Raw genomic sequence first — 25,968 nt, 5'->3', positions numbered from 1 at the left:
CTCGGTGCCGCGCTGTCAGACCCGGTCGAGTTGCAGGACCGCGGCCAGGTCGGACAGTTCGGCGGTGGTGGCCGGGAGGAATTCGGTCAGCAGCGGTGAGCGCACGATGATCGCCGACCACATGGCCCGCGAGATGGCGCTGGTCAGCCAGTGCCGCGACAGCAGCGCGCCGATGCCGTGCGGCGCGTCCTCGGGCGCGGAGGTGGTCATGGAGACCAGCACCACCGCCGCCTCGCGACCCTGGAAGTGGTCGGGCGTGCCGACCAGCACGTCCTCGATCTTGGCCCGCGACAACAGGGTTCGGATGCGCGCCACCTGCGCGTGATACGGGGCAACCACCAGGATGTCGTGCGGGTGCAGGCGGCGGGTGACCGCTCCGGTGTGCCAGGGCAGACCCAGCAGCGTCCGTACCTGGCGCACGATCTCGCGCGCCTCCTCGGCGGATTCGGTGCCGTTGCCGTGATGCTCCACCGCGACCGTGCGCACGCCGGGCGGGATGCCGTCGAGTTCGCGTGCCAGGGTGACGGTTTCGTTCGAGCGCAGCCGATTGTCGTAGCGCAGCCGCGACACCGGCCCGCACATGCGCGGATGCATGCGCCAGGTGCGGTCCAGGAAGTAGCCGTAGGCGGCGGGCAGGGTGCGGTGCGCGCCGAGCAGCCGGCCCAGCACGGATTCGGCGATGGGCTCGGGATGGGTGCCGTGCGCGGCGGGCGGCGCGGGGTCGCCGATCAGCAGCAGGTTGCGCGCGCACACCGCCACCGCGGCCGCCTCGGCCAGCGGGAACTTCCCGGCGTCCACGATGACCAGCAGGTCCAGGCTGTCGCGCGCGATGCGTTCCGGATCGGTGAAGTCGCCCGAGAGTCCGCCCACCACACAGCCGTTCACGGCATTGTCGAGGAAACGCGGATAGCGGGACGCCTCGATGGGCAGCCATTCCGGGGCCACCGCGCGGCTGTCGGCCTTGGCCACCAGCTCCGGGAGCACGCCCACCTCGACGACGGCGTCGAGCAGATGCTCGACCGCCCGGTGCGTGCGCGCCACCACCCCGACCCGCCACTTGTGGCGGGTGACGAGGCGTTCCACGGCGCGCGCGGTGGTGACGGTCTTGCCGGTGCCGGGCGGACCCTGCACGGCCGCATAGGAATTGTCGAGGTCAAGCACGGCCGCGGTGACGGCGGCGGCCTGGTCGCCGAACACCTCGGGCAGCGTCGCGCGGGTGCGCAGCCGGGGCGGGCGGCGGGCGAGGATGTCGAAGACGGCCGTCTCGGGCACCTGGGGGAGCGTCACCAGCAGCTGATGTGCGGTGTCCTCCAAGGCTTCCGCGAGACGCGCGTCGGGGCCGGGCGGGCAGGGCGCGATGGCGGTGGGCAGCTCGTCGTAGGGCGCGCAGCCCTCGGGTAGGAACTCGACGACGCGCATCACGTCCTCGAAGCCCGCGTCCAGGGAGCAGCCGAGCACGGTGGCGTGCGCGGTGGCGCGCAGCCCGGGGGTGACGGCCATACCGGGCGCGGCGTGGTCGTAGAGGGTGAGCACGGGGGTGCCGGGCGGCGGCGCGTTGCCGGTGCCCAGGCGTCCGGTCAGGGTCAGGTACCGGCGCAGGGGTCGCTGTCCGGTGCCGTGCCAGTCGGTGTCGACCGAGCCGGAGTCGGCGACGAGTACGCCCGCGGTGTCGGCCCATTCGTCCACGGGGTGGTCGAGGCGGTCGTCGTGGGCCCAGCGCAGCGGGCGGCGTTCGCGCCGGTGATAGCCCAGCGCGGCGGCGGTCAGTCCGGCCGCCTCCTGGGCCGGGCCGCGTCGCGCGCCCGAACTCTCGGCGAATTCCCGCAGCGCGGCCTCGACGTCGTCGGGTCCGGTCTCGGCGTAGTCGTAGGCCCAGCGGCGGCTCGGCCGCACCCGGTGTTCGGCGGCCAGCTCCAGCAGCCAATCCCGCAGGCGCAGGACCGCTTCGGCGCCGTGCGCGGTCTCCTCTTGATTGGGCGGCAGCTGGTGCAGGTCGTAGGACCGCTCGCCGACCACCAGCGCGGCCCGCACCACCGGGTACAGGTCGACCAGCGCGGGCAGCAGCTCCGCCACGGCGTCCTCGGCCTCGGAGTCGCGCTCCCCGACGGTGTCGAGCACCTCGCGCAGATCGCCGCGGTAATGGTGGATCCGCAGCTCCGGGAATTCGCGCTGCCGCTCCATCAGGAACTCCAGCAGCTCGTCCGCGTCGTCCCGCCGCCGGGTGAGCGACACCCCGCCGTCGCGCTCACCGCCTCGAATCACGAAGGTGCGCTCGGTTTTCGGCAGCGCGGGCGCGGGCACGAAGCCCAGGTCGATGGTGCTCACGCCGGGCATCGGCTCGCGCTCGGCGGTGGCCACGCGATCGCAGACGGTCCCGGGGGCCGTCGCGCCGGGCGTTCTGGGACCGAAACTCAGTGCCACCGGCGGGATTTCCGCGTTGCCGAGCCCGGCGGCGGCGCGCTCCGGCTCGCGCGGGTGTTCAGCGGCATCGGCCAGGGTGTCACGGGGGCCGTCGGCGCGATGGGAGCGGGCGTTCGCGGGATCGGAGTCGCCGATCGCCGCTGCGAAACCCACGTGAACGATCAAATCGCCTGCGGTACGGCATATCCCGGCCCGAGATCGGGCTGTTCCGCAGGCGCTGACCGTGGGGACGCCGACGCCGTCGGGTCCCGGCGGCGCGGTGACGCTGACGAACAGGTCGCCCGGGGCGGGGGCGGCCAGCGCGGCGAGGGCGGCCGGCTCGACGAGGCCGTGCACGGGGCGGCCGGTGCGTTCGCGAAGGATCTGGACCTCGGCCTGGCGGCGCAGCGCGGTGAGCGTGGCGGCGGGGATGCCGGTGACCGTGGAGTCGGCGACCGCGAGTCGGTCCACGGTGGTGATGCCGGCGTCGCGCAGGTGGGCGCGGGTGGCCGGGCGCATGCCCGCGACCAGCAGCAGGTCCCGGCGGGCCTCGAGTTCGGCGGTGCAGGTGGGGCAGTGGCCGCAGGCCAGGAAGCGCCGATCGCCCCACTGCACGGGGAGTAGTTCGCCGAGTTTGGATTCCACGATGAGGTTCAGCCGCGCGCGCCGGGCCTGGTAGACCACCGCCATGTCCGCGAGCCGATGGGTGACCGGGACCCCGTCCTCCCACACCAGCGCGTGCGACGCGGCCCGGAAGCCGTTGTGCCGCAGGGCTTCCGCCGCCGCAGCAAGGCCGAGCAGGGTGGCGACGCCGCCGCGGCGTCCGGCGACGCCGGTCACGATGTAGTCGTGGCCCTCGGGTGCGTGGTCGCGGACCAGGAATTCGCAGCGCGCCGCGAAGTCGCCGTCGAACAGGACGGCCCCCGCGACCGCCTCGGCCTCGCCGCGCAGTGCCGTGGCGGTCTGCTCGTGCGCGACCCGCAGCCCGGCCAGCGCCTCGTCCCGCGTGTGCTCGGGCGGCGCAGCCGCGGTGTCGCGGCGGAGCGCGCAGGGATGGTCGTCGGGTAGGCCCGCGAGCGGGTCGGCGTCCGGGGGCGTGAGGGCGGCCACGCCGAGGGTGGCCGTGGCGGCCGGCGATAGGCGGATGCGGGTGACGGCGTCGCCGTGGCGGTCGCGGAGGTCGGCGAGGCGGTGTTCGACGGCCGGGTCCGGGCCGGGGGTGAGCGTGCCGCGTGACGGGTACTCGGCCGGGGTCACCAGTCCCAGTTCGGCGTCGAGCGCGCGCAGCAGCGCGAACTCACAACGCGCCGCCGCCACCAGGTCTCCGGTGCTGCACACGACACGATCACCGAACAGCATCAACCGCGGCCCTCCTGTGCCATTGCTCCGCCCGCCCGGCCGGGATCGTCACGTGCCGAGTCGGCCATAGCGTAATGACTGCGGGCTGTGTGATGTGCCGCCAGGTCGGGCCCGCGCGCCGGGTCGTCCCGGTCGCGAGCCGCCCACGTCAGCGCGCGTTTGCGGGCGGTGTTGGGAGACAACGCGACTCGTGCGCGGTGCGGTGGCCGTAGTCGGCTCAACGCCCGGTCGGACGCCAGAAATCGCCCCGCCATTCCGGCGTGTCGTCCGGCGGGCGGGACCGGGTCGCCTGTCCGGTCCGGCCGCCGGGACCGGCCTGGGACCGGGAATCCGGGCCGACCGTTCGGTCCCCGCGTTAATTACTGACCAGTTGCCTGTTCGGAGCTCCCCCATAGCCGCGTTCGGTCTGTCACAATCTGCCGATGCTTTACCTCGCGGGCGCTCGCGGCCGCCTTCACTACCGACGATGGCGGCTCGACCGTGCGCAGGCCGTCCTGGCTCTGCTGCCCGGAATCGGCCAGCACAGCGCGCACTACCATCGGTTTGCCCGGGCGCTCGCCGCCCACGGAATCGAACTCTGGGCCCTGGACACCTCGGGCCACGGTCTCAGCGAAGGAGACCCGGAGCGGCCCGGCAATATTCACGAACTGGCCGCCGACGCGCGGATGTTCCTGGATCAGGTGCACGAGCACTCCGACTCCACGCCCTTCCTGATGGGGCACTCGCTGGGCGCGGCCACCGCACTGGCGGTGCTGCGGGACGCCGAACCCCGGGACTTCTCCGGTCTGGTGCTGTCCGGCACGCCGCAGGCGGTGCTGGAGGGCCGGTCGCCGAAGTCCGCCCGCGGCAGCGCGGTCGCGAATCGTGGCCGGGCCCAAGCCGTTTCCGGCGGGAGTTCGGCCGAGGCCCGCTCCCGGGCCGCGGCGGCGACCGCCAGCGAATCGGATTGGCCGGGCCCCCGGCTGCCCGAGGGTCTGCCGGTGCTGATCGTGCACGGCGCGGACGATCGGCGCGCGCCGATCGATCCGGTCCGGGCCTGGTCCGAGCAGGTCGGGGCGCGCTTCCTCACCTACCCGGACACCGGCCACGATCTGCTGCACGAGCCCGCGCACGCGGCGGTCACCGCCGAGGTGGTCGATTTCGTGCACGCCCGCTCGCTGGTCTGACGGCGGTCACCGTTCCGGGTCGCGGGCGGTGGCGGGCCGCAGCAGCCGCACCACCTCCGCGTCGGTGAGCTGGTGGAAGTCGCGATACGCGCCGCCCACGCCGCCGAGATTGCGCGGCACCATCGGGCACACCACCTCGTCGGCGATGGCCCGGATCCGCTGCAGCGCTTCGGCCGAGGACACCGGCACGGCCACGACCACCCGCCGGGGCGCGTGCTTGCGCGCGATCTCGCAGCCGGCGGCCACGGTCGCGCCGGTGGCCATGCCGTCGTCGACGATCACCACGGTCCGATCGGTCATGTCGATCGGCTGCCCCTCGCGCAGCACCCGCCGCCGCCGTTCCAGCTCGGCGCGTTCGACGTGCTCGATGTCGATCAGCTGCTCCGGGGACACGCCCGTGTGCCGCATGACGTCGTGATTGAGGACCCGCACCCGGTCCTCGCCGATGGCCCCCATGGCCAGTTCCGGCTGCCACGGCACCCCGAGCTTGCGGACCAGCAGCACATCCAGATCCCCGCCGATCGCCTCGTGCACCGCCGCCGCCACCGGAACCCCGCCGCGAGGCAGTCCAAGCACCAGCGGATCCGCCGCGCGCAGGTGCCCCAAAACCTCACCCAGCGCGCGCCCGGCGGCCCCGCGATCCGGATAGATCATCGGTATTCAGTCTAGTTGCGTGAGCCTCGGCTGACCGGGGCTCATTCGCCGCGGATGGTGTATCTGCGCAGCGCCAGGCTCGGGTTGGTGGACCGGACCTCGCCCAGGTGCGCCAGGTCGACGCGGGCGGTGGCGATGCCCGGTTGGTCGCCGAGTTCGGCCAGCACCGCACCGGTGGGGGCGATGATCATGGAGGCGCCGGAGCCGCGCGGCGCGGCCTGGTCGGCGGCGGCCACGTACATGGTGTTCTCGATGGCCCGGGCCCGCAGCAGCGTTGTCCACTGATCGACCTTGCCGGGGCCGGGAATCCACTGCGCGGGCAGCAGCAGGGTGTGCGCGCCGGCGGCGGCCAGGCGGCGAATGCCCTCGGGGAAGCGCAGATCGAAGCAGGTCTGCATGCCGAACACGACGCCGTCGACGGTGAAGGTCTGGGACTGGTCGAGCGGGCCGGGGATGAGCAGGTCGGATTCGCGGGAGCCGAAAGCGTCGTAGAGATGAACTTTTCGGTACACCGCGGCGAACTCGGCGTCGGGGGAGGCGGCGACGAGGGTGTTGTAGATGTGCCCGGCGGGCTGGTCCGGGCCCCCGGCCTCGACCACGCCGGCGACCACGTGCACGCCGAATTCGGCTGCCACGCCACGCAATCCGGTGACGAACTCTCCGGTGAGCGGCTCCGCGGCGGCCAGCACCCGCTCGTCCAGGCGCTTGGTGGCGAACATCGCGTACTCGGGGGCCACCACCACCTTCGCTCCGAGTTCGCTGGCCGCTTTGACCTCGGCGCGCAGCGCGGTGAGATTGGCCACGGTGTCGGTGTGCGGATCGAACTGCACCACCGCCACGTCCACCGACCCCGCGGGCGCGGTGCCGGCCTGCTGCCGGGCCGCGGCGCCCGGTTCGGGGTCGGCCGTCGCCACGGCTCCCGAGCTGGCCGCATCGGGCGAGGCCAGGGTCCCGGCGACGTAGTTGTGGACGGGAGCGGCTTCGGTATTTTCGAGTCCGGAAACCGGGCTCGAGGGCGTCGGGAGGGCGGGCGCGGGCGGGTTGTCCGGTTGCACGACTCCCAGGGTATTCACCCGATGGTCAACCCCGCAGCTAGCAGGCAGTAAAATCCATGGCAATGAGCACCTCACCGGCCGACAGCGTTCCCACTGACGACGAGAGGGACGTTTCCGGCCCGTCCTTCGCCGATCTCGGCCTCGATGACCGCATTCTGCGGGCCATCGCCGATGTCGGCTACGAATCGCCGTCGCCCATCCAGGCGGCGACGATTCCGCCGCTGCTGGACGGCCATGACGTGGTGGGTCTCGCCCAGACCGGTACCGGTAAGACGGCGGCGTTCGCCATCCCGGTGCTGCAGGGCATGCACGGGGCGGGCAAGGCGCCGAAGGCGCTGGTGCTGGCCCCGACTCGTGAGCTGGCGATCCAGGTTGCGGAGGCGTTCGGCCGGTACGCCACCCATATGCCCGGAACGCATGTGCTGCCGATCTACGGTGGTCAGAACTACGCGGTGCAGCTGTCGGGGCTGCGGCGCGGCGCCCAGGTGGTGGTCGGCACCCCGGGTCGCGTCATCGATCACCTGGAGCGCGGCACGCTCGACCTGTCGGAGCTGCAGTACCTGGTGCTCGACGAGGCCGACGAGATGCTCAAGATGGGCTTCCAGGAGGACGTCGAGCGCATTCTGCGTGACACGCCCGCGGAGAAGCAGGTCGCGCTGTTCTCGGCCACCATGCCGACGGTGATCCGCAAGATCTCCAAGCAGTACCTGAAGGATCCGGTCGAGATCACGGTCAAGACCAAGACCTCGACCAACACCAACATCACCCAGCGCTGGGTGCAGGTGTCGCATCAGCGCAAGCTGGACGCGCTGACCCGCATCCTCGAGGTGGAGCCCTTCGAGGCCATCATCATGTTCGTGCGCACCAAGCAGGCCACCGAGGAGCTGGCCGAGAAGTTGCGCGCGCGTGGGTATTCCGCCGCGGCCATCAACGGTGACATCGCGCAGGCGCAGCGTGAGCGGACCATCGGCCAGCTCAAGTCGGGCGTGCTCGACATCCTGGTCGCCACCGACGTCGCCGCCCGCGGTCTGGACGTGGAACGCATCTCGCACGTCGTCAACTACGACATCCCGCACGACACCGAGTCCTACGTGCACCGCATCGGCCGTACCGGTCGCGCCGGCCGCACCGGCACCGCCCTGCTGTTCGTGGCCCCGCGCGAGCGCCGGCTGCTCGACGCCATCGAGCGCGCCACCCGCCAGCAGGTCACCGAGATGCAGCTGCCCAGCGTCGAGGACGTCAACGCGCAGCGCGTCACCAAGTTCCACGACGCCATCACCGACAACCTGGCCTCGGACAACCTGCCGCTGTTCCGCAAGCTCATCGAGGACTACGAGCGCGAGCACAACATCCCGCTGGTGGACATCGCGGCGGCGCTGGCGGTCGGCGGCCACGACGGTGACAACTTCTTCATGGAGCCCGACCCGGAGCCCGCCCCGCGCGAGCGCCGTGAGCGTGCCCCCCGCACCTTCGACGACCGCGATCGCGGCCCCCGCGAACGCCGGGAGCCCAGCGGTCCGTCCCGGCACCGTCAGACCGGCGCGGAACTGGTCACCTACCGGATCTCGGTCGGCAAGCGCCACAAGGTCGCGCCGGGCGCGATCGTCGGCGCCATCGCCAACGAGGGCGGCCTGCGCCGCAGCGACTTCGGGCACATCAGCATCCGCCCGGACCACTCGCTGGTGGAGCTGCCCGCGGACCTGTCCAACGAGACGCTGAACGCCTTGAGCCGCACCCGGATCAGCGGTCAGCTCATCGAACTGCAGCTGGACGCCGGCGCCCCCGGCGCCCGCTCCATGAGCCGAGCCCCCCGCCGCGAGGGCAAGCGCCCGGACCAGCACCGGCGCAAGCCGCGCTTCTGACGTAGCGCATTCCAAACGACGACGCCCGCATCCGGAATGGATGCGGGCGTTGTGTTTTCGGTGAGTCGTGAGTGGCTAGGCCGGGGCGCTGCCGGAGCCGGAGTTGTCGGCCGGGGTCTGCGCGGGAGTGGTCGGCGCGGCCGGGGTGGTCGAGGGGGTCGCGCCGGAGGCGTCGGGGGCCGCCGGGGTGGTGGCGGGCGGGGTGGCCTGGACCGCGGGGGCGTCCGGGACCGTCGAGAGGCCGACAGTCGGGAGCACGACGCAGCGGGCGTTGGGGTAGTCGATGGTGCCCCAGAGCGAGGCGATGATGGTGCCCGGGCCGGTCTCGACGGTCTTGGACAGCGTCGGGAGGCTGTACTCGGTGTGATCGTCGAGGGGGACGATGCCGCTGCGGCCGTTGTTCACGTTCAGCCAGGCGACGGTCAAGCCGGAGGACAGGGGGAAGCCGTTCTGCTGGGCCATGACCTGGAAGCTGACATTGCCGGCGGGCAGCGACACCGTGGCCGCCGGGCCCGCGATGCCGGTGACGGCGGTGGCCGAGGTGAGGCTGAACGGCATGTTGAAGCCGCAGCCCAGGGTGGGGGCCAGGTACGAGAACGGTGTGAACTGAACATTTTCCAGCTTCGCGGCGGCGACCAGCTGGGCGGACTTGGCAATGTCGGCGACCGCGGTCCTGCCCGCCACGTCGTCGCCGACGGCGTGGGTGAGCTGTTCGACGCCGGTCTCGGCGGGAGTGCGGGGCTGATCGGCAGTGGCCGTGGTGGTGCTGAGGGCCGCGGCGGTGGTGAGCGCGGCGATCGCCGCGGTGCGCCGGAAAAGCGTGCTGCCGTTCACTCTGGCTGCTCCTGCGTTGCGGGTGTGGGGTTCTCGGGCAACCTACCAGTTCAGGTCGGTCCCGGTGCCGCCGAGCCGTCCAGTCGGTGTGATCCGGGTGACAATTGGATCGTTACCGGGGGGTAGGTTTGATGGCGACATCACAGCGACGCTCGGGAGAAGCAATGAAGCTGGCCCTTTCACCCGATGAGGTGACATTCCGGGACGAACTGCGCGAGTTCTACCGGACCAAGATCCCGGCGGAGATCCGTGACCGCGTCAAGTACGGTCTCGAGCTCTCTCGCGATGACATCGTCACCACCCACCGCATCCTCAACGAGAACCACCTGGCCGTGCCCAAGTGGCCGGTGCAGTGGGGTGGCCGCGACTTCTCGCCCATGCAGCTGCACATCTGGGAAGACGAGATGCAGCTGGCGTCGGTGCCGGAGCCGCTCACCTTCAACGCCCAGATGATCGGCCCGGTCATCGCCCAGTTCGGCTCCGAGGAGCTCAAGCAGCGCTTCCTGCCGCCGACGGCCAACCTCGACATCTGGTGGTGCCAGGGCTTTTCCGAGCCCGACGCGGGTTCGGACCTGGCCTCGCTCCGCACCACGGCGGTCCGCGACGGCGACTCCTACATCGTCAACGGCCAGAAGATCTGGACCACCCTGGCCCAGTACGCCGACTGGATCTTCTGCCTGGTCCGCACCGACCCGAACGCCAAGAAGCAGGCGGGCATCTCGATGCTGCTCTTCGACGTGAATACTCCGGGCGTCACCATCCGCCCGATCAAGCTGATCGACGGCCACCACGAGGTCAACGAGGTCTTCTTCGAGAACGTCCGGGTCCCCGCCGACCAGCTGGTCGGCGAGGAGAACATGGGCTGGACCTACGCCAAGTTCCTGCTCGGCAACGAGCGCACCGGCATCACCGGCGTGGGCCGCACCAAGGTCAAGCTGGGCGTCGCGAAGGAGCATGCGGCGCAGATCCGTTCGGGCAACGGCACGCTGCTCGAGGATCCGGTCTTCGCGGCCCGGGTGGCCGAGATCGAGAACGAGCTGCTGGCGCTGGAGCTCACCCTGATGCGGGTGATCTCGAATTCCAGTGACGGCAAGCCGAATCCGGCCTCCTCGGTGCTGAAGCTGCGCGGTTCGGAGCTGCAGCAGGCCGCCACCGAACTGCTGCTGGAGATCGCCGGTCCGGACGCGCTGCCGGTGAACGCCGCCGACATCGCCTCGCCGGGCTGGGCGCAGCGCAGCGGCCCCGGGTACCTCAACTACCGCAAGACCACCATCTACGGAGGCTCCAGCGAGGTGCAGCGCACCATCATCGCCTCCACCATCCTCGGATTGTGAGCCGCCGCCATGGATTTCGAACTCACCGATGAACAGGTCATGCTGCGCGATACGGTCCGGGACCTGCTGGGCCGCGCCTACGACCCGGAGACGCGCCTGAAGGTCATCGACACCGAACTCGGCTGGAACCGCGACGTGTGGCGGCAGCTGGCCGAATTGGGCGTCCTCGGACTGCCTTTCGACGAGGAGGACGGCGGCGTGGGCGCGGGCCCGGTCGAGACCATGGTCGTCATGGAGGAGATCGGCCGCCGCAACGCGCCCGAACCCTACCTCGATGCCGTGCTGGTCCCCGGCGGGCTGATCGCCCGCGCGGGCACGGCCGACCAGCGGCAGCGGGTGCTGCCCGCGCTGGCGGGCGGGGAGACGCTGCTCGCCTTCGCCCACGACGAGCCCGGCTCCCGGTGGCCCGCCGCCGATCCGGCCACCACCGCGGTGCCGGACGGGGACGTCTACCGGATCACCGGCGTCAAGAACCCGGTGCCGCACGGTGACTGCGCCGATCAGCTGGTGGTCAGCGCCGCCCTGCCCGGCGGAGGAGTCGGGCTGTTCCTGCTCGCCGCCGACGCCGAGGGCGTCACCCGCACCCCGTTCCGCACCTTCGACGGGCGGCGGGGCGCGCAGCTCGAATTCGCCTCCGCGGCAGCCGAACTCCTCGGCGACGGCGGCGACGCCCAGCCGGTGATCGACGCGGTCACGGTGGCGGCGCAGGCGAGCCTGTGCGCGGAATCGCTGGGCGCGATGGAGGAGTCGATGCGGCTCACCACCGATTACCTGAAGACGCGCAAGCAGTTCGGGGTCACGCTGTCCAAGTTCCAGACGCTGACCCAGCGGGCCGCGAACATGTACGTCTCGCTGGAACTGGCCCGCTCCATGAGCCTGTACGCGACCGCGGCGGTGGCCGACGGCTCCGCGGACCGGGTCGCGGCGTCTCGGGCGCGGTTGCAGGTCGGCCGCTCGGCCCGGCACATCGGCCAGGAGTCGATCCAGATGCACGGCGGCATCGGCATCACCACCGAATACCCGGTGAGCCACTATGTCGCCCGGCTCACCGCCATCGCCCGGACCCTGGGCGGCGACCTGGAGCATCTGCGGGTGCTCAGCGATCGGGTCGGCGAGTACAGCCTCGTGGAGTTCTGACCCGCAAGCCCCCTGAACGCGCCCCGCTCGAGCCTCGAGCGGGGCGCGTTCGTGTCCGATCCGGGGTGCGAAGCTGAAATTCCGGTGTCGGCAATCGGATTGGCGGGCGTAGGGTCGGAGCATGGGAGGAGACGCCGTACGGCTGGACGGGAACACCCTGGTGTTGCCCGGTGAGGTGGGGGTGCGGTTCATCCGCACGCTGAGACTGCCCGAGCAGGGGACGCATCCGCTGCCGCCCGGGCTCGGCGAGTTCCCGGTGCGGCGGGTGGCGGACTACGCCGCCTCGGTGCCGCCGGAATGGGCCGAACGCGGTGGCGTCATGCTGCCCATGTATCTGCGCGAGGCCATGTGGCTGTCGTTCTCCGCGAAGGAGCCCGCGGCGCTGCAGATCGGCGTGGGCAAGGTGTGCGCGGTGTCGGGGAAGCCGTGGAGCGCCCGGCTCGATCGCGATCCGCAGAACTACGTGGTGCTGCCCCGGCAGCCGTGGCTGGACGGCATCAATTCCGGGAAGGGCACCATCCGGCAATTCGTCGCGGTGCCACTGGGATTGGGCGCGACCGTGGAGGGGCAGGTCACCGGGGAGGAGACCTGGGGCGGGATTCAACTCCAGAACTTCGCGCTCAACGATCTCGAGCTCGCGCGCTGGCGCAAGGCCGAGGAGGAGCGCCGCGAGCGGGCGTCCCGCCGGCGTTACCGCAAGTCGGGTTCCGCCTTCCTGGCGGGAGCCCCCGGCGCCCTGCCGCCGCCGGCCGCGGCTCCGGCCTACGGCGCGCCGCCGGCCCCGGGTGGTCATCCGGCCGGGGCGCCGCGCGCCACCGCCATGGGACTGGGCGTCGGCGGCACCATGCGGCAGCAGATCTACAAAGACGAACGGCCCCTGGCGGATTGGTCCACCGAGCGCTCGGGCCGCGTCTTCGTGCACCTGGTGACCCCGCCCGACTGGCGGCGCATCACCGGCGAGGCCGCGCCTCCGTCGCCGGTCGATCGCGCGGCGTACACCGCCGCGGGCCTACCCTGGTTCGACTACTTCGATTCGGACGCAACCGATCTCGCGCCTGCCGACCCGCTCGCGAATGTGGTCCCGGTCGGTGACTGGCTGGGCGACGACCATGAACCTTGGCATCCGCCGACACCCGGTCAGGTGCATCAGTTGGGCGACAAGCAGGGCAAGCCCGTCGAGGACGGCGACTGGTAGAGGCTGGTCGTCCCCGGCGTGCCGAATGTCGGAGGCGCGCTGGCCGTCCGAGATGTCCGCTAGTTGTCGGAGGTGTCCGAAGCCGCGTGGTCCGTGGGCGAGACGCTCGCGGGCTGCGTGGTCTCGGTGCGGGTGGTGACCGGCGCCTCGGTGGTGGTGCGCGGGGATTCCGTTGTGGGCCGACTGGATTCGGTCGTCACCGGCCGGGTGGTGGTGGTCGGGCGGGCCGGGGTCGAGCGGGTATTGCTCGGGTCGGCCGGATCCTCCGGGGTGCCGGTGACGGTGGAGATGGGAGCGCGCCGCGACGGCTGGTCAGCGGCTACCCGCCAGGTCGGGGACGGCGGGATGACGATGGCCGGGGTGGCGGAGGCGCCGCTCTTGGCCGAAGTCACCGGGGCCGCTTGCAGATCCGCGTTGATCGGCGGCGGCGCGACATAGGTGTCGGTGTGGCCGAGGCCGCACGCGCCGAGCAGGATGAGACCCGCCGAGACCGTGCCGACCGCGGCCGCGGCGTACACCACGGGCTTGGGCAGGCGACGCCACGGGGTGACCGCGTGGTCGTCCGCGCGGGCGTTGCTGCCGTCCATGGGTGGCACTCCTGATTCGTATCGAGTGGGCTCACCCTAACGGAGCCGATGGGCATCGGCCAGGCGGGTGGTCGGTTCGATCCGAGGACCCGCGCGGGGCATTTTCGGGGCCTCGAAAATATCTCAAACAGCAGTGATTCAAATATCGAATTAGTAAACTCGGCGCGTTTTGCATACGTGTCGTATGGACTTTCCGTTGCCGGGCCGTAATGTGTGTCCAAAGTTACACAAGAGACGCTCGAAATTAGCCGAGGGGCGCGCCGAAGATTCGCGAACCCGGCGGGCGTCACCGAGGAGTGGATGATGGGTGCATTCTCGACATCTCCGCTGCGCGCGTCGGCGCGCTCCGGAGAGCCTGCCGCCCCTCCGACGCCGCGGGTGCCGGCACTCCTGGCCCGTATCGCCGCCTGGGTGTTCTTTCTCGGCGGTCTCACCGGCGCGATTCTCGGTATTGCCGGACTGCGGGTGGAGATCACCGTCGCGGGTTTGATCCTGGCCTGTACCGCGGGTCTGATTCTGCTCAAGATTCGCGCCGACGCGCACGATAGCTAATTTCTAGCGAATCAATTCCGGCTGGTAATTGTCCACTCGAATGCCGTGGCTTCCGAGTTCGCGCCTTCTATGGTCCGGGATCGATTCGGTTCGCCGAGTTCTTTCAGCAAATCCTCGGAAATATGCACCAAGTCCGACAATACGGACGGCGTGAACCATTCCGGCCGGGTCGCGAACAACAGATCCTCGCTCGAGGTGTTCCCGGAGGCGCCCGGCGCGAATGGGCAGCCGCCCAGCCCGCCCAGCGAACCGTCCACCACGTCCGCGCCCGCGGCCAGCGCCGCCAGCGAATTGGCCACCCCCATGCCCCAGGTGTCGTGCCCGTGGAAGACGATGCGGTGCTCCGGAGTTCCCCAGCGCCCGGTCGCGGCCACCGAAGCCACCAGTGCGCCAACCTGACCCGGATGTGCTTGCCCGAGGGTATCGGCGATCACGATGTCCGAGGCGCCCTCCGCGCGCGGATCGGCCGCGATGGCCAGCACCCGCGCCGGATCCACCGGCCCGTCGAACGGGCAGGTGAAAGCCGTTGCCAGACAGAGCTGGATGCGCCCGCCCGCCTCGTGCGCGTACCGCACCGCCTCCGGCATGGCGGCCAGGCTGTCCTCGGTGGTGCGGCCGATATTGGCCTTGTTGTGCGCGTCCGACACCGAGAAGCAGTACTGGAAGTTGCGCACCCCGGCCTCGGCGGCCTTGGCCACGTGCCGCGGCGTGGCCACCCACACCCAGCAGCGTTCCAGCTCCTCGGGTGTCAGCCGCTCGACCAGTTCGAGGGTATTGGCCATGGGCGGCACCAGATCCGGGCGCGCCATGGAACCGATCTCCAGCTCCGGCACGCCCGCGGCCAGCAGCTGCCGGGCGATCTGGACCTTGCGTTCGGTGGGCAGCACCTTCCCGGTGAGCTGCAGGCCGTCGCGCAGCGTGACATCGCGCAGGGTCATGACTTCGCCTCCAGGGCATCGATCTCGGCGTCGGTCAGGCCGAGCAGCTCGGACAGCACCTCGCGGGTGTGCTCGCCGAGGTCCGGGCCGACATTGCGGATGGGCAGCGATTGCCCGCCGATCACGGGGACGATGCCGGGGAAACCGACTTCCTTGGGCTCCGGCTCGCCCACGTCCACCGGGAAGGGCTGGATCATATTGCGCGCCTTGTACTGCTCGTCGGTGACGATGTCGGCGGCGGTGTAGATGGGCCCGCACGGGATGGCGGCCGCCTCCAGCACCTTCAGCGCTTCCTCGCGGGTGCGCAGACGCGTCCATTCGGCGATCGAGGCGTCCAGCCGATCGCGGTTGCGCCAGCGTCCCGCGTTGTCCTGCAACTCGGGGTCGGCGGCCAGGTCGGGGCGGTCGATGACCTGCATGTAGCGCTGGAAGATGGCATCGCCGTTACCGCCGATGATGATGCTGTAGCCATCGCTGGTCGGATAGGCGTTGCTGGGCGCGATGCCCTCCATCCGCCCGCCGACCCGCTCGCGATTGATGCCGTAGGCCAGGTAGTCGGGCACCAGCGATTCCATCACCGAGAGGATGGACTCGTTCAGCGCCACGTCGATGATGCGCTGCTCCAACGGAACCCGCTGCACCCGTTCCCGCTGGAACAGGGCCATGACGGTGCCGAAGGCGGCGTAGATGCCGGCGATGGAATCGCCGATCGATACGCCGACCCGCACCGGCGGCCGATCCGGATCGCCCACGAGTTCGCGCAGCCCGCCGACCGCCTCGGCCACCGCCGCGAAGCCCGGCCGCTGTGACAGCGGCCCGGTCTGCCCGTAGGCGGAGATCCGCGTGATGACCAGATCCGGATTCGCCGCGTTCAGCGCCTCGGGCCCGAGTCCCCACTTCTCGAGCATCCCCGGCCGGAAGTTCTCCAGCAGCACATCGCACTGCTTGATCAGGTCGAGCACGATCCCGCGCCCGGCCTCGGTGCGCAGATCCAGCGTGATCGACTTCTTGTTCCGGTTGACCGTCCGGTACAGCATCGAGGTATCGCCGCCGTACAGCCGCCAATTCCGCAGCTCGTCACCGGTTTCCGGCCGCTCGACCTTGATCACCTCGGCCCCGAAGTCCCCGAGTATCCGCCCCGCGGTCGGCGCGGCCACATAGTTACCCAACTCCAGAACCCGAACGCCGTCGAGCGGCCGAATCTCCATGCCCACAGTCTGCCCGATGGGGTTCGAGCGAATCCGGCGAAGTCGATGGGAACGACGAGCGACGAGCGAGCAGGCAAACGACAAAGGCCGGCGCGACGGCGTTGGTGAGGTTGGTGTCGTCGCACCGGCCTGGCAGTGGGGCGCGGGGTGTACGTGTGGCACGCGCCCCACTGCATCGAGTCGTGTCGGTCCGCGAAATCGGGCGGTCACGGGTGAGTGGCAGCACCCGGCAGGGCCCGAATCACGGTGCTTCGCGCCGGGTTTCAGGCGGCGCGGGGCGTGACCTCCTCGATGATCGAGTAGTGGTCGGCGTTTCCGGTGATGATGGTGCTCGGGTCGCCGTGCACGTCCACCGGGACGTCGCCCGCCAGGGTGATGCGGGTGAGGCGGCGGGGCTGGCCGTCGTAGTCGTCGATGGCGTAGTGCTGGGTGGCGCGGTTGTCCCAGATCGCGACATCGCCGAGCTGCCAGTTCCAGCGCGTGGTGTTCTCCAGGCGGGTGACGCGGTTCTGGAGGAGCTGGAACAGGGCCTGGGATTCGGCGGCGGAGAAACCGACGAAGTTCTTCACGAAGTGGCCGAGCAGCAGGGCGCGTTCGCCGGTCACCGGGTGCACGCGCACCACCGGGTGCTCGGTCTCGTAGTAGCTGGACTCGAATTCCTCGCGGTAGGCCTTGATATTGGCGGTCACCTCCGCGTTCTCGCCACGCGCCACCTCGGTCCGGTCGGCGGCGTAGTCGTAGGCGTTGGTGTGCCGGGCCCGCAGGTTCTCGACGAACACCTTGAGCGGCGCTGGCAGCGAGTCGTAGGCGGCCACGGTGGAGGCCCAGGTGGTGGAGCCGCCGTAGGACGGCAGGTGCACCGCGCGCAGGATGGACGCCTTCGGCACCCGGTCCACGAAGGTGACATCGGTGTGCCAGCTGTTGGCGCGGCCGTACTCGGAGTCGATGGGCAGGGTCTTGACGCCCTTGGAGGTGACGGTCGGGTGCGGGGTGGTGGGCGCGCCCAGCAGCTGCGCGAACTCGTACTGCCCGTCCTCGGTCAGATGCTCCTGGCCGCGGAAGAAGATCACCTTGTGCTTGTGCAGCGCGTCCTGGATGGCCTGCACGGTCACCGAATCCAGGTCGCCGCTGAGCCGGACGCCGTCGATGCGCGCACCGATCCTGCTGCCCAACTGCACGACCGTGGGGGTGGAAGTTGCGTAATCGACGGACATGCCATGCCTTTCGCCCGATGGAGTCCGGCCCGGATTCGAGCCATGATCAGGACACCATCGGGTGCGCCGCCGAAACAGGTTCAGGATCAGCGGGATCGAAAGGACGGCGGCGGGCGCCGCGGGCGCTCAGCCCAGGTGTTCGCGCAGATACTTCAGATCGTCGGCCACGCCCTCGGCGGGGGTTTCCAGGATCACCGGCGCGCCCGCGGTGCGGCACACCTCCGCCAGCAACTGCGGATCGATGGTGCCGTCGGCGAAATTGGCGTGCCGGTCCGCGCCCGAGTCGAAGGCGTCGCGCGAGGAGTTCAGGTGCACCAGGTCGATTCGCCCGGTGATGGCCTTGATCCGTTCCACGATCCCGACCAGTTCCTCACCGCCCGCCCAGGCGTGGCAGGTGTCCAGGCAGAACCCGGCCCCGTACTCGCCGACCGCGTCCCACAGCCGCCCGATATCGTCGAAATACCGTGCCATGGCGTGATTCCCGCCGGCCGTGTTCTCGATCAGGATCGGCACCGCGAACCCGCCCTTGTCGGCCTGGCGTTCGAACAGTTTGCGCCAGTTGACGAATCCCTCCGCCATCTCCTCGTCGGAGCGGACGTGCCCGCCGTGCACCACCAGGCCGAACGCTCCCAGGTCGGCGGCGGCCTTGGCCTGCTGCGCGACCGCGTTGCGCGAGGGCATGCGCAGCCGATTGTTCAGGCTGGCCACATTGATCTGATACGACGAGTGCACCACCACGTCGATGTCGCTGGCCTTGATCTGCTCGGTCAGCGGGTGCGGTTTGGGTTTGTCCCAGCTCTGCGGATCCACCACGAACATCTGGATGACATCGGCCCCGAGCTGCTCGCCGAAGCCGATCGGGTCGCTGTCCGTCCGGACGTGAGCTCCAATGCGCATATGCCCAGCGTATCCCCGACCCCCGACAGCTCAGGGCGGGTCCGACCGGGACGACAAGCAAACGTTGAGTGTTGCGTTAGCGAGTCGTGCGTAGATAGTTCGGTAGGAATTCCGAAGCCCGGCCGATCAGAGGAGGTGAATACCGTTGCAGGCGAACGCTGCAGGTTCGCGCGGCGCGCCCGGCCCGGCGCGAGGCGCGGGTCGGATCGGCTACAGTTTCGGTGTTTTCCGGATCGGCCCGTTAACGATCACGCCGATCGTCTGTGGTACTCCGCACGCTGGTGGGTCCCGGCGCGTGGAGTGGGAAGTGGGAGATCGTCATGCTGTCCGAAGGTGACGTTTTTGCTGAGTATGTCATCGAGCGGCAGCTCGGCCGGGGTGGCATGGGGTCGGTGTACCTGGCCAAACACCCGCGGCTGCCCCGGCTGACGGCGCTCAAGCTGCTGAATCGGGAGATGGTCTTCGACAAGGAGGTCCGAGCCCGCTTCGAACGCGAGGCCGATCTGGTCGCCCAGCTGGACCACCACAATATCGTCACCGTCTACGACCGCGGGATGGAAGACGGCCAGCTGTGGATCTCCATGCAGTACATCGACGGCATCGACGCCGCCAGCGTGAATCCGCAGACCCTGCCGCCCGAGCGGGCCGTGCAGATCGTCGCCGAGATGGCCGACGCCCTGGACTACGCGCACCGCAACGAGGTGCTGCACCGGGACGTGAAGCCCGCCAATATCCTGCTGGCCCGCTCCACCGGCGGTAAGGGCGAGCGGGTGTACCTGACCGACTTCGGCATCGCCCGGCTGCGCGACGACAGCGGTCATCTCACCCAGACCGGGACGTTCACCGCGACCCTCGCCTACGCCTCGCCCGAACAGCTGACCGGGTCCGCGCTGGACGGCCGCTCCGACCAGTACTCGCTGGCGTGCACACTGTTCTGGCTGTTCACCGGGTCCGGGCCGTTCTCGGCCACCAACCCGGCCGCGGTCATCCAGGGGCACCTGCAGAATCCGCCGCCGCCGCTGAGCAGCGCGCGGGCCGGACTGCCGCCGAGCATGGACATGGTGATCGCCAAGGCCATGGCCAAGCGGCCCGAGGACCGCTTCGCCAGTTGCAGCGACTTCGCGGCCGCCGCGCGCAGTGCGCTCGCGAATCCGAGCGCGCCCGCCATCCCGCTGGTCAATCGGACCGCGCCGCCCATGCCGGTCATGCCCTACACCGGGGGACCGGCTCCGGTCGCGCCGCTGACCGGTGGCGGCATGCAGACCGGGATGCCCATGTACACCGGTGGCGCGATGCCGACCGGTGGGCCCATGCAGACCGGTGGGCCGATGCAGACCGGCAATCCGCTGACCGGCGGCGCGCACCAGACGGGGATGCCGGTCACCGGCGGCCACATGCAGACCGCGCGCCCGCAGACCACGCCGCCCACCCCGGCCGTGCCGTATCCGGCTCCGACACAGGTCAATCCGGTCAATCCGGTCCCGCCCAAGCCGGTGACCGGCAGCTACACCGGCCATGGCGCCAACCAGTACACGCAGCCGCCGGCCTACGGCTACGCGGGCCCGGGCCAGCAGCAGCGGCCGCCGATCGCGCCGCTCGCCGGCCCGATGCCGCCCAAGAAGTCCAATGCCGGGCTCATCATCGGCATCGTGTCCGCGGCCGTGGTGCTGCTGATCGTCCTGGTCGTGGTGCTGGCGGCGATCGGCAGCAAGACGGGTGACGACAAGTTGGGGTCGCCGACCATCTCGGCCACCACGTCGCCGGGCGCCGCGCCCAAGAGTGACAAGTCGATCGACTGGTCGGCCGCGGCCAAGGAGTTCCCGAAGCTGTTGCCCGCCACCAAGACCGGCGGCAAGGGCCTCAATGGCGCGACCTGCTGGGTGGCAGACTCCCCGGTCTCCTCCGACGCCACCGACGGCACCCCCGACTTCGGCGACTGGAAGGTGCAGTGGCGCTGCTACGGCGGCAGCGACAACAAGGACCCCTTCTACCGCATCTTCGCCTACTCCTCGTCGGCCGACGCGCAGTCGGTGGTGAAGGGCCTGACCGCCGACACCACCACCCAGGACACCAACGGCGGCAAGACCTACACCAACTACCAGATGACCGACGACAGCCACCCGCGCATGGTGACCGCCTTCACCGACCCGGGCCGCACCCAGTACCTCATGTACACCGACGGTCTGGTCGGCAGCATCGACGACGTCGTCAAGTGGTGGAAGAGCGCCCCCATCAACTGACCTGACCTGGGCAGTTCGAAACCCCTGTCCGAGCACGCTAGTGTCGCGCACGAACCCGCCGGAGCGAAGCGGAGGCAGTTGGATACAGGAAGGGTCTTTGTGCTGCGCAGCGGGGAAGTGTTCGCCGGGTACGAGATCGAACGCGAGCTCGGGCGCGGCGGGATGGGGGCGGTATTCCTCGCCCGGCATCCGCGCCTGCCTCGGCTGATCGCGCTCAAGCTGCTGGGCCGGGAGCTGTTCGGCGATGCGGAGATCCGGGGCCGGTTCGAGCGGGAGGGCGATCTGATCGCCCGGCTCGATCACCCGAACATCGTGCCGATCTACGACCGGGGCATCGACGACGCCCAGCCGTGGATCGCCATGCGGTATGTGGACGGACCGGACGCCTCCCAGCTGGAGGCGGCGAATCTGCCGCCGCGCGAGGCGATCCGGATCATCGCCGAGACCGCCCGGGCACTGGACTTCGCGCACAAGCGCGGGGTGCTGCACCGGGATGTCAAGCCCGCCAACATTCTGCTGGAGCGGGCCGACGGCGAGGAACGGGTCTTCCTCGCCGACTTCGGCATCGCGCGGCTGCGCGACGACGCGAGCAAGCTCACCCAGACCGGCTCGTTCACCGCGACACTGACCTACGCCTCGCCCGAACAGCTCTCGGGCCAGCCCCTCGATCCGCGGTCGGACCAGTATTCGCTGGCCTGCACCCTGTTCCGGCTGCTGACCGGGAACGTGCCGTTCGACGCCGAACATCCGGTCGGCATCATCCACGGTCACCTGAACCAGACGCCGCCGCCGGTGAGCGGGCTGCGGCCCGGCCTGCCCGCGGCCCTGGACGCGGTCCTGGCCCGGGCGCTCGCGAAACACCCTGAGGGACGGTTCGATTCGTGCGGCGAGTTCGCGGCCGCGGCGCAGGACGCGCTGGAGAATCCGGCGGGTGCGACGCAGTTCCTCGCGCCCGCGCCGTTCGGGCACGGTGGGCCGCCGAGACCTTCCGGCCCGGCTCCGACGGCGGTGCTGAACACCCCGGCGGGCGGCGATCCGAATTCCGTTCCGGGAGCGCGCCGGACGATGCAGTACACCGCGATGGCTCCGGTGACCACGCCGCCGCGTCCGCTGCCGCCGCCCCCACCCGCGCCCCGCAAGAAGCGTTCCAAGCTGCGCGGCTGCCTGATCGGCGGGGTCGCGATCGTGGTGCTGCCGCTGGTGGGCATCGCGGGCTGCCTGGCCGTGCTCGACCGGGCCGCCACCTCGAACACCCCCGCGACCACGACCGCCGCGCCCGCGCCGAGCACGGACGAGGCGCCCGCGCCGACCGAGGCGACCGAGCCCGCCGGAGTCCCCGAGCACGCGGGCGCGGACGCGCAGCTGCTGAGCCAGCGCTTCCCGCAGATGCTGCCGCCCGCCGACCCGTCCGCCGAGACCAATGCCGGCATCGGCTACCAGGGCGCGGCCTGCACGACCTACCAGCACTCCGCGCCGCCGCCGGACTCCGGTTCCGGGGACCCGGATCTGGGCAACTGGTCGGTGGCCTGGGACTGCGCGGGCGGTGTCGGTCATCCGGCGTACCGGTTCGTCATGTACTCCTCGACCGCCGAGCTGGAAGAGGCGCTGGCAGCGCTGCCCGGCTACACCCGCTCCGAGGTCAAGGTGCGCGGCGGGAAGTACACGAACTACCAGATCAGCGGCAGCGCGCTGCTGCGCCCGCGGCTGGTGACGGAGTTCCACGCCAAGGAGGGCAAGGAGGGTAAGGACGCCAAGGACGGCAAGCACGCCTTCCTCATGTACAGCACCGGCTTCCTCGCCACGGATGACCAGTTGCTGGACTGGTGGCGGTCAGCCCCCATCAATTGAGGCTCCGACCCGGTCGTTTGTGTGGACTTCGTGAGGACACGGCCATCAGGGACATCCCGGATGGCATCCGCCCGCGAAGCTCGACACACTGGACAGCATGACTTCGAACGTCTCGGAATCCGTCACTCTCGACACAGGCACCGACACGGCCGCGGCTCGCGCGACCGACCTGGTGAAGGTCTACGGCTCCGGCGATACACAGGTCCGCGCGCTCGCCGGGGTCACGGCCGAGTTCGCGAAGGGGGAGTTCACCGCGATCATGGGCCCTTCGGGCTCCGGAAAGTCGACGCTCATGCACTGCCTGGCCGGGCTCGACGCGGCCACCGCGGGCACGGTCCACATCGGTGACACCGATCTGACCCGGCTCTCGGACAAGCAGATGACGAACCTGCGCCGCGACCGGATCGGCTTCGTGTTCCAGGCGTTCAACCTGGTCCCCACCCTGACCGCGCTGGAGAACATCACGCTGCCGCTGGACATCGCGGGCCGCAAGCCCGACGAGGAGTGGCTCTCCACGGTGACCAAGCGGCTCGGCCTGAACGACCGCCTGACGCACCGGCCCGCCGAGCTGTCCGGCGGCCAGCAGCAGCGTGTGGCCTGCGCCCGCGCGCTGGCCGGGAAGCCGGACATCATCTTCGGCGACGAGCCGACCGGCAACCTGGACTCGCACTCCTCCGGTGAGGTGCTGTCGATCCTGCGCGCCGCGGTCGACGAGTTCGGGCAGACCGTGGTCATCGTGACCCACGATCCGCGCGCGGCCTCGCACGCCGACCGGGTGGTGTTCCTCGCCGACGGGCAGATCGTGGACGAGCTGCGCGAGCCCACCGCGGATTCCATTCTGGACAAGATGAAGTCGCTGGAGACGACCGCCGGGGAGGACGAGCTCTGATGGCCGGCTCCCCGATGCGCAAGGTCGCCTTGCGCAATCTCGCCGCGCACAAGGTGCGGCTGGTGCTGACCCTGCTGTCGGTGGTGCTCGGCACCGCCTTCATCTCCGGGTCGTTCATCTTCACCGACACCCTGCAGAGCACCTTCGACGGCATCTTCGCCAATCAGGCCAAGGGCGTGGACGTTCGGGTGCAGCCCAAGGGGCAGCAGTCGCTGGGCGTGCCGGACGATGTGGTGACCAAGATTTCCCAGCTGGACGGGGTGCGGACCGTCGCGCCGAGCGTCAACGGGCCCGTGGTCCTGTTGAAGGACGGGCACGCCGTACAGACCGGTGGCGCACCGGCTTTCGGGCAGTCGTATCTGCCGCCGGAGAAGTCGGTGGCCGAGCCGGAGAAGTATGTCGACGGTGTTCCGCCCGCCAAGCCGGGTGAGATCTCCATCAACAACGGCGGCGCGGATCGGGCCGGCTTGAAGGTCGGCGATCGCACCCAGGTGCTGGTGCCGTCCAAGGGCAATGTCGATGTGACCGTGTCCGGCATCTATGAGATCGACGGCTCCTCCAATACCGGTGGCTTCGTGCAGCTGCTGTTCGAGGACACCCAGGCGCGGCAGTTGTTCACCGACGGCAAGCACGTGGCGTGGGTGGACGTCGCGGCGGCGCCCGGTGTGAAGGCCGACGATCTGCGCGACGAGATCAAGGCGGCGCTGCCCGAGTACAAGGTGCAGAACGCCGACGAGGTGCGCGAGGACTTCAAGGCGCAGCTGGGCAACGCGCTGAAGTTCATCAACTACTTCCTGCTGGCGTTCGGGTCCATCGCGCTGCTGGTGGGCACGTTCATCATCTACAACACCTTCTCCATGCTGGTGGCGCAGCGACTGCGAGAGCTGGCGCTGCTGCGGGCGGTCGGCGCGAGCCGGCAGCAGATCGCGCGGTCGGTGGTGGGGGAGTCGCTGATCGTCGGATTGATCGGCAGCGCACTGGGTCTGGCCGCCGGCGTCGGGCTGGCGTTCGGATTGTCCGGACTGCTCAACGCGTTCAAGCTGGGGCTGCCCACCGGGACCATGTCGCTGGAGACGCGGACCGTGGTGGTGGCGATCGTGGTCGGCACCGTCGTGACCGTGCTCAGCGCGTACGCCCCGGCGCGGCGGGCGGCCAAGGTGCCGCCGGTGGAGGCCATGCGGTCGGAGTCCAATTCGTCCGGAGAGTCGTTGCGGCTGCGGACCATTGTCGGCGCGGTGCTGGCGGTGGCCGGTGTGGTGCTGGTGGTGCTCGGCGCACGCGGTACCGGCGGGACGGCCGCCTCGGTGGTCGGGATCGGCGCGGCCGCACTGATTCTCGCGGTGCTGTTCGCCTCGCCCGCCCTGTCGCGGCCGGTGGTGTCGGCGCTCGGGGTGCTGACCCGGCCGTTCGGCCCGGTCGGACGGATGGCGCGCAACAACGCGATTCGCAATCCGCGGCGCACCGCGGCGACCGCGTTCGCATTGACGCTGGGCCTGATGCTGGTGTCGGCCATCGGCATGCTGGGGTCCTCGGCCAAGGCCAGCATCAGCGAACTGGTCGACCACGGCGTGAAGGCCGACTACATGCTGGCGGGCCCGCCCGGCGGCCTGATCGGCGTCCCGCTCGCCGCCACCGCCACCGTCGCCCAGGTGCCGCAGGTCAAGGATGTGGTGGCCTTCCACGGGGTGGCGTTGAAGGTCGACGGCAAGCAGGTGCTGGGCACCGCGCCCGAGGGGCAGATGACCAAGGTGCTCGACTACACCATGCGCGAAGGCACCGACCAGCTCGGCGCGGACGACATCATGGTCTCGGAAACCTATGCGGCCGACCACGGTTGGCATCTCGGCGACAGCGTCGACATCACCAGCCTGGACTACCGCAAGTTCCCGGTCACCGTGGCGGGCATCTACAAGGACACACAGCTGCTGCAGAACCTGGTGACCTCCATGTCCCTGTACGACCGGACCGTGCCGGTCAGCTATCAGAGCAGCTTCCTGGTCCTGGTCGCCGCCCAGCCGGGCGCGGACCTGCCGGCCATGCGCGCCAACCTGGAGAAGGCCACCGAGCAGTATGTGATCGTCCAGGTCCAGGACCGCGAGGACTTCAAGGGCGCGCAGGGCAAGCAGATCGACACCCTGCTGGCCATCCTCTACGGCCTGCTGGCCCTGGCGGTGGTGATCGCCATCCTCGGCATCGTCAACACGCTGGCCCTGTCGGTCGTGGAACGCCGCCGCGAGATCGGCATGCTCCGCGCGGTCGGCATGCAACGCCCACAGGTGCGCCGCAGCATCTACCTGGAATCCATGCTGATCGCCATCTTCGGCGCGGTGGTCGGCGTCATCCTCGGCATCGGTCTCGGCATCGGATTCCTCAGCACCCTAAAGGATCTCGGCATCGCGACCATCGCCGTCCCCTGGGGTCAGATCATTCTGATGCTCCTGGCTTCCGGTTTCGTCGGTGTGCTGGCCGCCCTGTGGCCCGCCATCCGAGCCGCTCGCACACCCCCGCTGGCCGCCATCGCCGACCTGTGACCTGCTCCGTACCCCAGGCCGTCGGTTCCTTCGCCCATGAAAGCGGGGGCCTTCGGAAACGGCAGTGT

19 protein-coding genes are annotated in these 25,968 nt (G+C 70.2%); 10 read left to right on the top strand and 9 right to left on the bottom strand.

What is annotated here, in order from left to right:
• Positions 1-15: 15 nt before the first annotated feature.
• On the bottom strand, positions 16-3,759 hold the full coding sequence (locus tag ACWEOI_RS08085; RefSeq protein WP_452359242.1) for an AAA domain-containing protein: 3,744 nt from the start codon (positions 3,757-3,759) through the stop codon (positions 16-18).
• Between the two features lie 422 nt (positions 3,760-4,181).
• Here ACWEOI_RS08085 and ACWEOI_RS08080 point away from each other — a divergent pair, with 422 nt between their 5' ends.
• A complete protein-coding gene (locus ACWEOI_RS08080; protein ID WP_433667924.1) occupies positions 4,182-4,925 on the top strand; it encodes an alpha/beta fold hydrolase in 744 nt (247 codons plus the stop codon).
• A gap of 6 nt (positions 4,926-4,931) precedes the next feature.
• Here ACWEOI_RS08080 and ACWEOI_RS08075 read toward each other — a convergent pair whose 3' ends face one another.
• Complete coding sequence (locus ACWEOI_RS08075; protein ID WP_452359241.1) at positions 4,932-5,579, bottom strand: phosphoribosyltransferase; 648 nt, start codon at positions 5,577-5,579, stop codon at positions 4,932-4,934.
• Between the two features lie 41 nt (positions 5,580-5,620).
• The gene (locus tag ACWEOI_RS08070) at positions 5,621-6,424 is read right to left on the bottom strand and encodes a carbon-nitrogen hydrolase family protein (RefSeq protein ID WP_433673464.1); all 804 of its coding nucleotides are present in this window, start codon (positions 6,422-6,424) and stop codon (positions 5,621-5,623) included.
• Between the two features lie 272 nt (positions 6,425-6,696).
• Here ACWEOI_RS08070 and ACWEOI_RS08065 point away from each other — a divergent pair, with 272 nt between their 5' ends.
• Positions 6,697-8,496 (top strand): DEAD/DEAH box helicase, encoded by a 1,800-nt coding sequence (locus tag ACWEOI_RS08065; protein WP_433667921.1) that lies wholly within the window; start codon positions 6,697-6,699, stop codon positions 8,494-8,496.
• Between the two features lie 75 nt (positions 8,497-8,571).
• On the opposite strand, the gene ACWEOI_RS08060 is transcribed toward ACWEOI_RS08065, so the two are convergent.
• On the bottom strand, positions 8,572-9,330 hold the full coding sequence (locus ACWEOI_RS08060; RefSeq protein WP_433667920.1) for a hypothetical protein: 759 nt from the start codon (positions 9,328-9,330) through the stop codon (positions 8,572-8,574).
• A gap of 164 nt (positions 9,331-9,494) precedes the next feature.
• Between ACWEOI_RS08060 and ACWEOI_RS08055 the strand changes: the two genes are divergently transcribed.
• The 3 genes from ACWEOI_RS08055 (at position 9,495) to ACWEOI_RS08045 (ending at position 12,996) form a co-directional block, all read left to right on the top strand.
• Positions 9,495-10,664 (top strand): acyl-CoA dehydrogenase family protein, encoded by a 1,170-nt coding sequence (locus ACWEOI_RS08055; RefSeq protein ID WP_357087196.1) that lies wholly within the window; start codon positions 9,495-9,497, stop codon positions 10,662-10,664.
• Between the two features lie 9 nt (positions 10,665-10,673).
• The gene (locus ACWEOI_RS08050) at positions 10,674-11,801 is read left to right on the top strand and encodes an acyl-CoA dehydrogenase family protein (RefSeq protein ID WP_433667919.1); all 1,128 of its coding nucleotides are present in this window, start codon (positions 10,674-10,676) and stop codon (positions 11,799-11,801) included.
• A gap of 121 nt (positions 11,802-11,922) precedes the next feature.
• Positions 11,923-12,996: a hypothetical protein gene (locus ACWEOI_RS08045; protein ID WP_452359240.1), complete on the top strand. Its 1,074-nt coding sequence runs from the start codon at positions 11,923-11,925 to the stop codon at positions 12,994-12,996.
• 59 nt (positions 12,997-13,055) lie between these two features.
• Here ACWEOI_RS08045 and ACWEOI_RS08040 read toward each other — a convergent pair whose 3' ends face one another.
• Positions 13,056-13,583 (bottom strand): hypothetical protein, encoded by a 528-nt coding sequence (locus tag ACWEOI_RS08040; protein WP_452359239.1) that lies wholly within the window; start codon positions 13,581-13,583, stop codon positions 13,056-13,058.
• 303 nt (positions 13,584-13,886) lie between these two features.
• Between ACWEOI_RS08040 and ACWEOI_RS08035 the strand changes: the two genes are divergently transcribed.
• Positions 13,887-14,135 (top strand): hypothetical protein, encoded by a 249-nt coding sequence (locus ACWEOI_RS08035; RefSeq protein ID WP_379279343.1) that lies wholly within the window; start codon positions 13,887-13,889, stop codon positions 14,133-14,135.
• A gap of 11 nt (positions 14,136-14,146) precedes the next feature.
• Here the strand turns inward: ACWEOI_RS08035 and ACWEOI_RS08030 are convergent, their stop codons facing one another.
• The 4 genes from ACWEOI_RS08030 to ACWEOI_RS08015 form a co-directional block, all read right to left on the bottom strand.
• Positions 14,147-15,073, bottom strand: coding sequence for a hydroxymethylglutaryl-CoA lyase (locus ACWEOI_RS08030; RefSeq protein ID WP_433667916.1), 927 nt, complete (start codon positions 15,071-15,073; stop codon positions 14,147-14,149).
• A complete protein-coding gene (locus ACWEOI_RS08025) occupies positions 15,070-16,281 on the bottom strand; it encodes a CoA transferase (RefSeq protein ID WP_433667915.1) in 1,212 nt (403 codons plus the stop codon). Before ACWEOI_RS08025 ends, ACWEOI_RS08030 begins: the two co-directional genes overlap by 4 nt.
• Positions 16,282-16,544: 263 nt before the next feature.
• A complete protein-coding gene (locus ACWEOI_RS08020) occupies positions 16,545-17,495 on the bottom strand; it encodes a TauD/TfdA dioxygenase family protein (RefSeq protein WP_452359238.1) in 951 nt (316 codons plus the stop codon).
• A 126-nt stretch (positions 17,496-17,621) separates the two neighbouring features.
• Entirely contained in the window at positions 17,622-18,392 is a 771-nt protein-coding gene (locus ACWEOI_RS08015; RefSeq protein WP_433667913.1) for a deoxyribonuclease IV, read from the bottom strand.
• 320 nt (positions 18,393-18,712) lie between these two features.
• Here ACWEOI_RS08015 and ACWEOI_RS08010 point away from each other — a divergent pair, with 320 nt between their 5' ends.
• The 4 genes from ACWEOI_RS08010 to ACWEOI_RS07995 all read left to right on the top strand — a co-directional run bounded on the left by ACWEOI_RS08010 (position 18,713) and on the right by ACWEOI_RS07995 (position 25,900).
• On the top strand, positions 18,713-20,632 hold the full coding sequence (locus ACWEOI_RS08010; RefSeq protein WP_452359237.1) for a serine/threonine protein kinase: 1,920 nt from the start codon (positions 18,713-18,715) through the stop codon (positions 20,630-20,632).
• A gap of 99 nt (positions 20,633-20,731) precedes the next feature.
• Positions 20,732-22,480 (top strand): protein kinase domain-containing protein, encoded by a 1,749-nt coding sequence (locus ACWEOI_RS08005; RefSeq protein WP_433667911.1) that lies wholly within the window; start codon positions 20,732-20,734, stop codon positions 22,478-22,480.
• A 97-nt stretch (positions 22,481-22,577) separates the two neighbouring features.
• Positions 22,578-23,369: an ABC transporter ATP-binding protein gene (locus ACWEOI_RS08000; protein ID WP_379279354.1), complete on the top strand. Its 792-nt coding sequence runs from the start codon at positions 22,578-22,580 to the stop codon at positions 23,367-23,369.
• On the top strand, positions 23,369-25,900 hold the full coding sequence (locus ACWEOI_RS07995) for an ABC transporter permease (RefSeq protein WP_452359236.1): 2,532 nt from the start codon (positions 23,369-23,371) through the stop codon (positions 25,898-25,900). Before ACWEOI_RS08000 ends, ACWEOI_RS07995 begins: the two co-directional genes overlap by 1 nt.
• Positions 25,901-25,968: the final 68 nt, after the last annotated feature.

The sequence above is a fragment of the Nocardia sp. NPDC004340 genome, assembly GCF_053602575.1.
The sequence above is the reverse complement of the archived record's forward strand: the minus strand, read 5'-3'. Positions and strand labels throughout refer to the sequence as shown.

What these genes read in the sequence shown, in the direction of transcription:
- ACWEOI_RS08040 (WP_452359239.1), bottom strand. Translation starts at nt 13,583, where the DNA reads ATGGACGGCAGCAACGCCCGCGCGGACGACCACGCGGTCACCCCGTGG.
- ACWEOI_RS08015 (WP_433667913.1), bottom strand. Translation starts at nt 18,392, where the DNA reads ATGCGCATTGGAGCTCACGTCCGGACGGACAGCGACCCGATCGGCTTC.
- ACWEOI_RS08000 (WP_379279354.1), top strand. Translation starts at nt 22,578, where the DNA reads ATGACTTCGAACGTCTCGGAATCCGTCACTCTCGACACAGGCACCGAC.
- ACWEOI_RS08065 (WP_433667921.1), top strand. Translation starts at nt 6,697, where the DNA reads ATGAGCACCTCACCGGCCGACAGCGTTCCCACTGACGACGAGAGGGAC.
- ACWEOI_RS08075 (WP_452359241.1), bottom strand. Translation starts at nt 5,579, where the DNA reads ATGATCTATCCGGATCGCGGGGCCGCCGGGCGCGCGCTGGGTGAGGTT.
- ACWEOI_RS08020 (WP_452359238.1), bottom strand. Translation starts at nt 17,495, where the DNA reads ATGTCCGTCGATTACGCAACTTCCACCCCCACGGTCGTGCAGTTGGGC.
- ACWEOI_RS08030 (WP_433667916.1), bottom strand. Translation starts at nt 15,073, where the DNA reads ATGACCCTGCGCGATGTCACGCTGCGCGACGGCCTGCAGCTCACCGGG.
- ACWEOI_RS08085 (WP_452359242.1), bottom strand. Translation starts at nt 3,759, where the DNA reads ATGCTGTTCGGTGATCGTGTCGTGTGCAGCACCGGAGACCTGGTGGCG.
- ACWEOI_RS08050 (WP_433667919.1), top strand. Translation starts at nt 10,674, where the DNA reads ATGGATTTCGAACTCACCGATGAACAGGTCATGCTGCGCGATACGGTC.
- ACWEOI_RS08025 (WP_433667915.1), bottom strand. Translation starts at nt 16,281, where the DNA reads ATGGAGATTCGGCCGCTCGACGGCGTTCGGGTTCTGGAGTTGGGTAAC.
- ACWEOI_RS08010 (WP_452359237.1), top strand. Translation starts at nt 18,713, where the DNA reads ATGCTGTCCGAAGGTGACGTTTTTGCTGAGTATGTCATCGAGCGGCAG.
- ACWEOI_RS08035 (WP_379279343.1), top strand. Translation starts at nt 13,887, where the DNA reads ATGGGTGCATTCTCGACATCTCCGCTGCGCGCGTCGGCGCGCTCCGGA.
- ACWEOI_RS08045 (WP_452359240.1), top strand. Translation starts at nt 11,923, where the DNA reads ATGGGAGGAGACGCCGTACGGCTGGACGGGAACACCCTGGTGTTGCCC.
- ACWEOI_RS08080 (WP_433667924.1), top strand. Translation starts at nt 4,182, where the DNA reads ATGCTTTACCTCGCGGGCGCTCGCGGCCGCCTTCACTACCGACGATGG.
- ACWEOI_RS07995 (WP_452359236.1), top strand. Translation starts at nt 23,369, where the DNA reads ATGGCCGGCTCCCCGATGCGCAAGGTCGCCTTGCGCAATCTCGCCGCG.
- ACWEOI_RS08055 (WP_357087196.1), top strand. Translation starts at nt 9,495, where the DNA reads ATGAAGCTGGCCCTTTCACCCGATGAGGTGACATTCCGGGACGAACTG.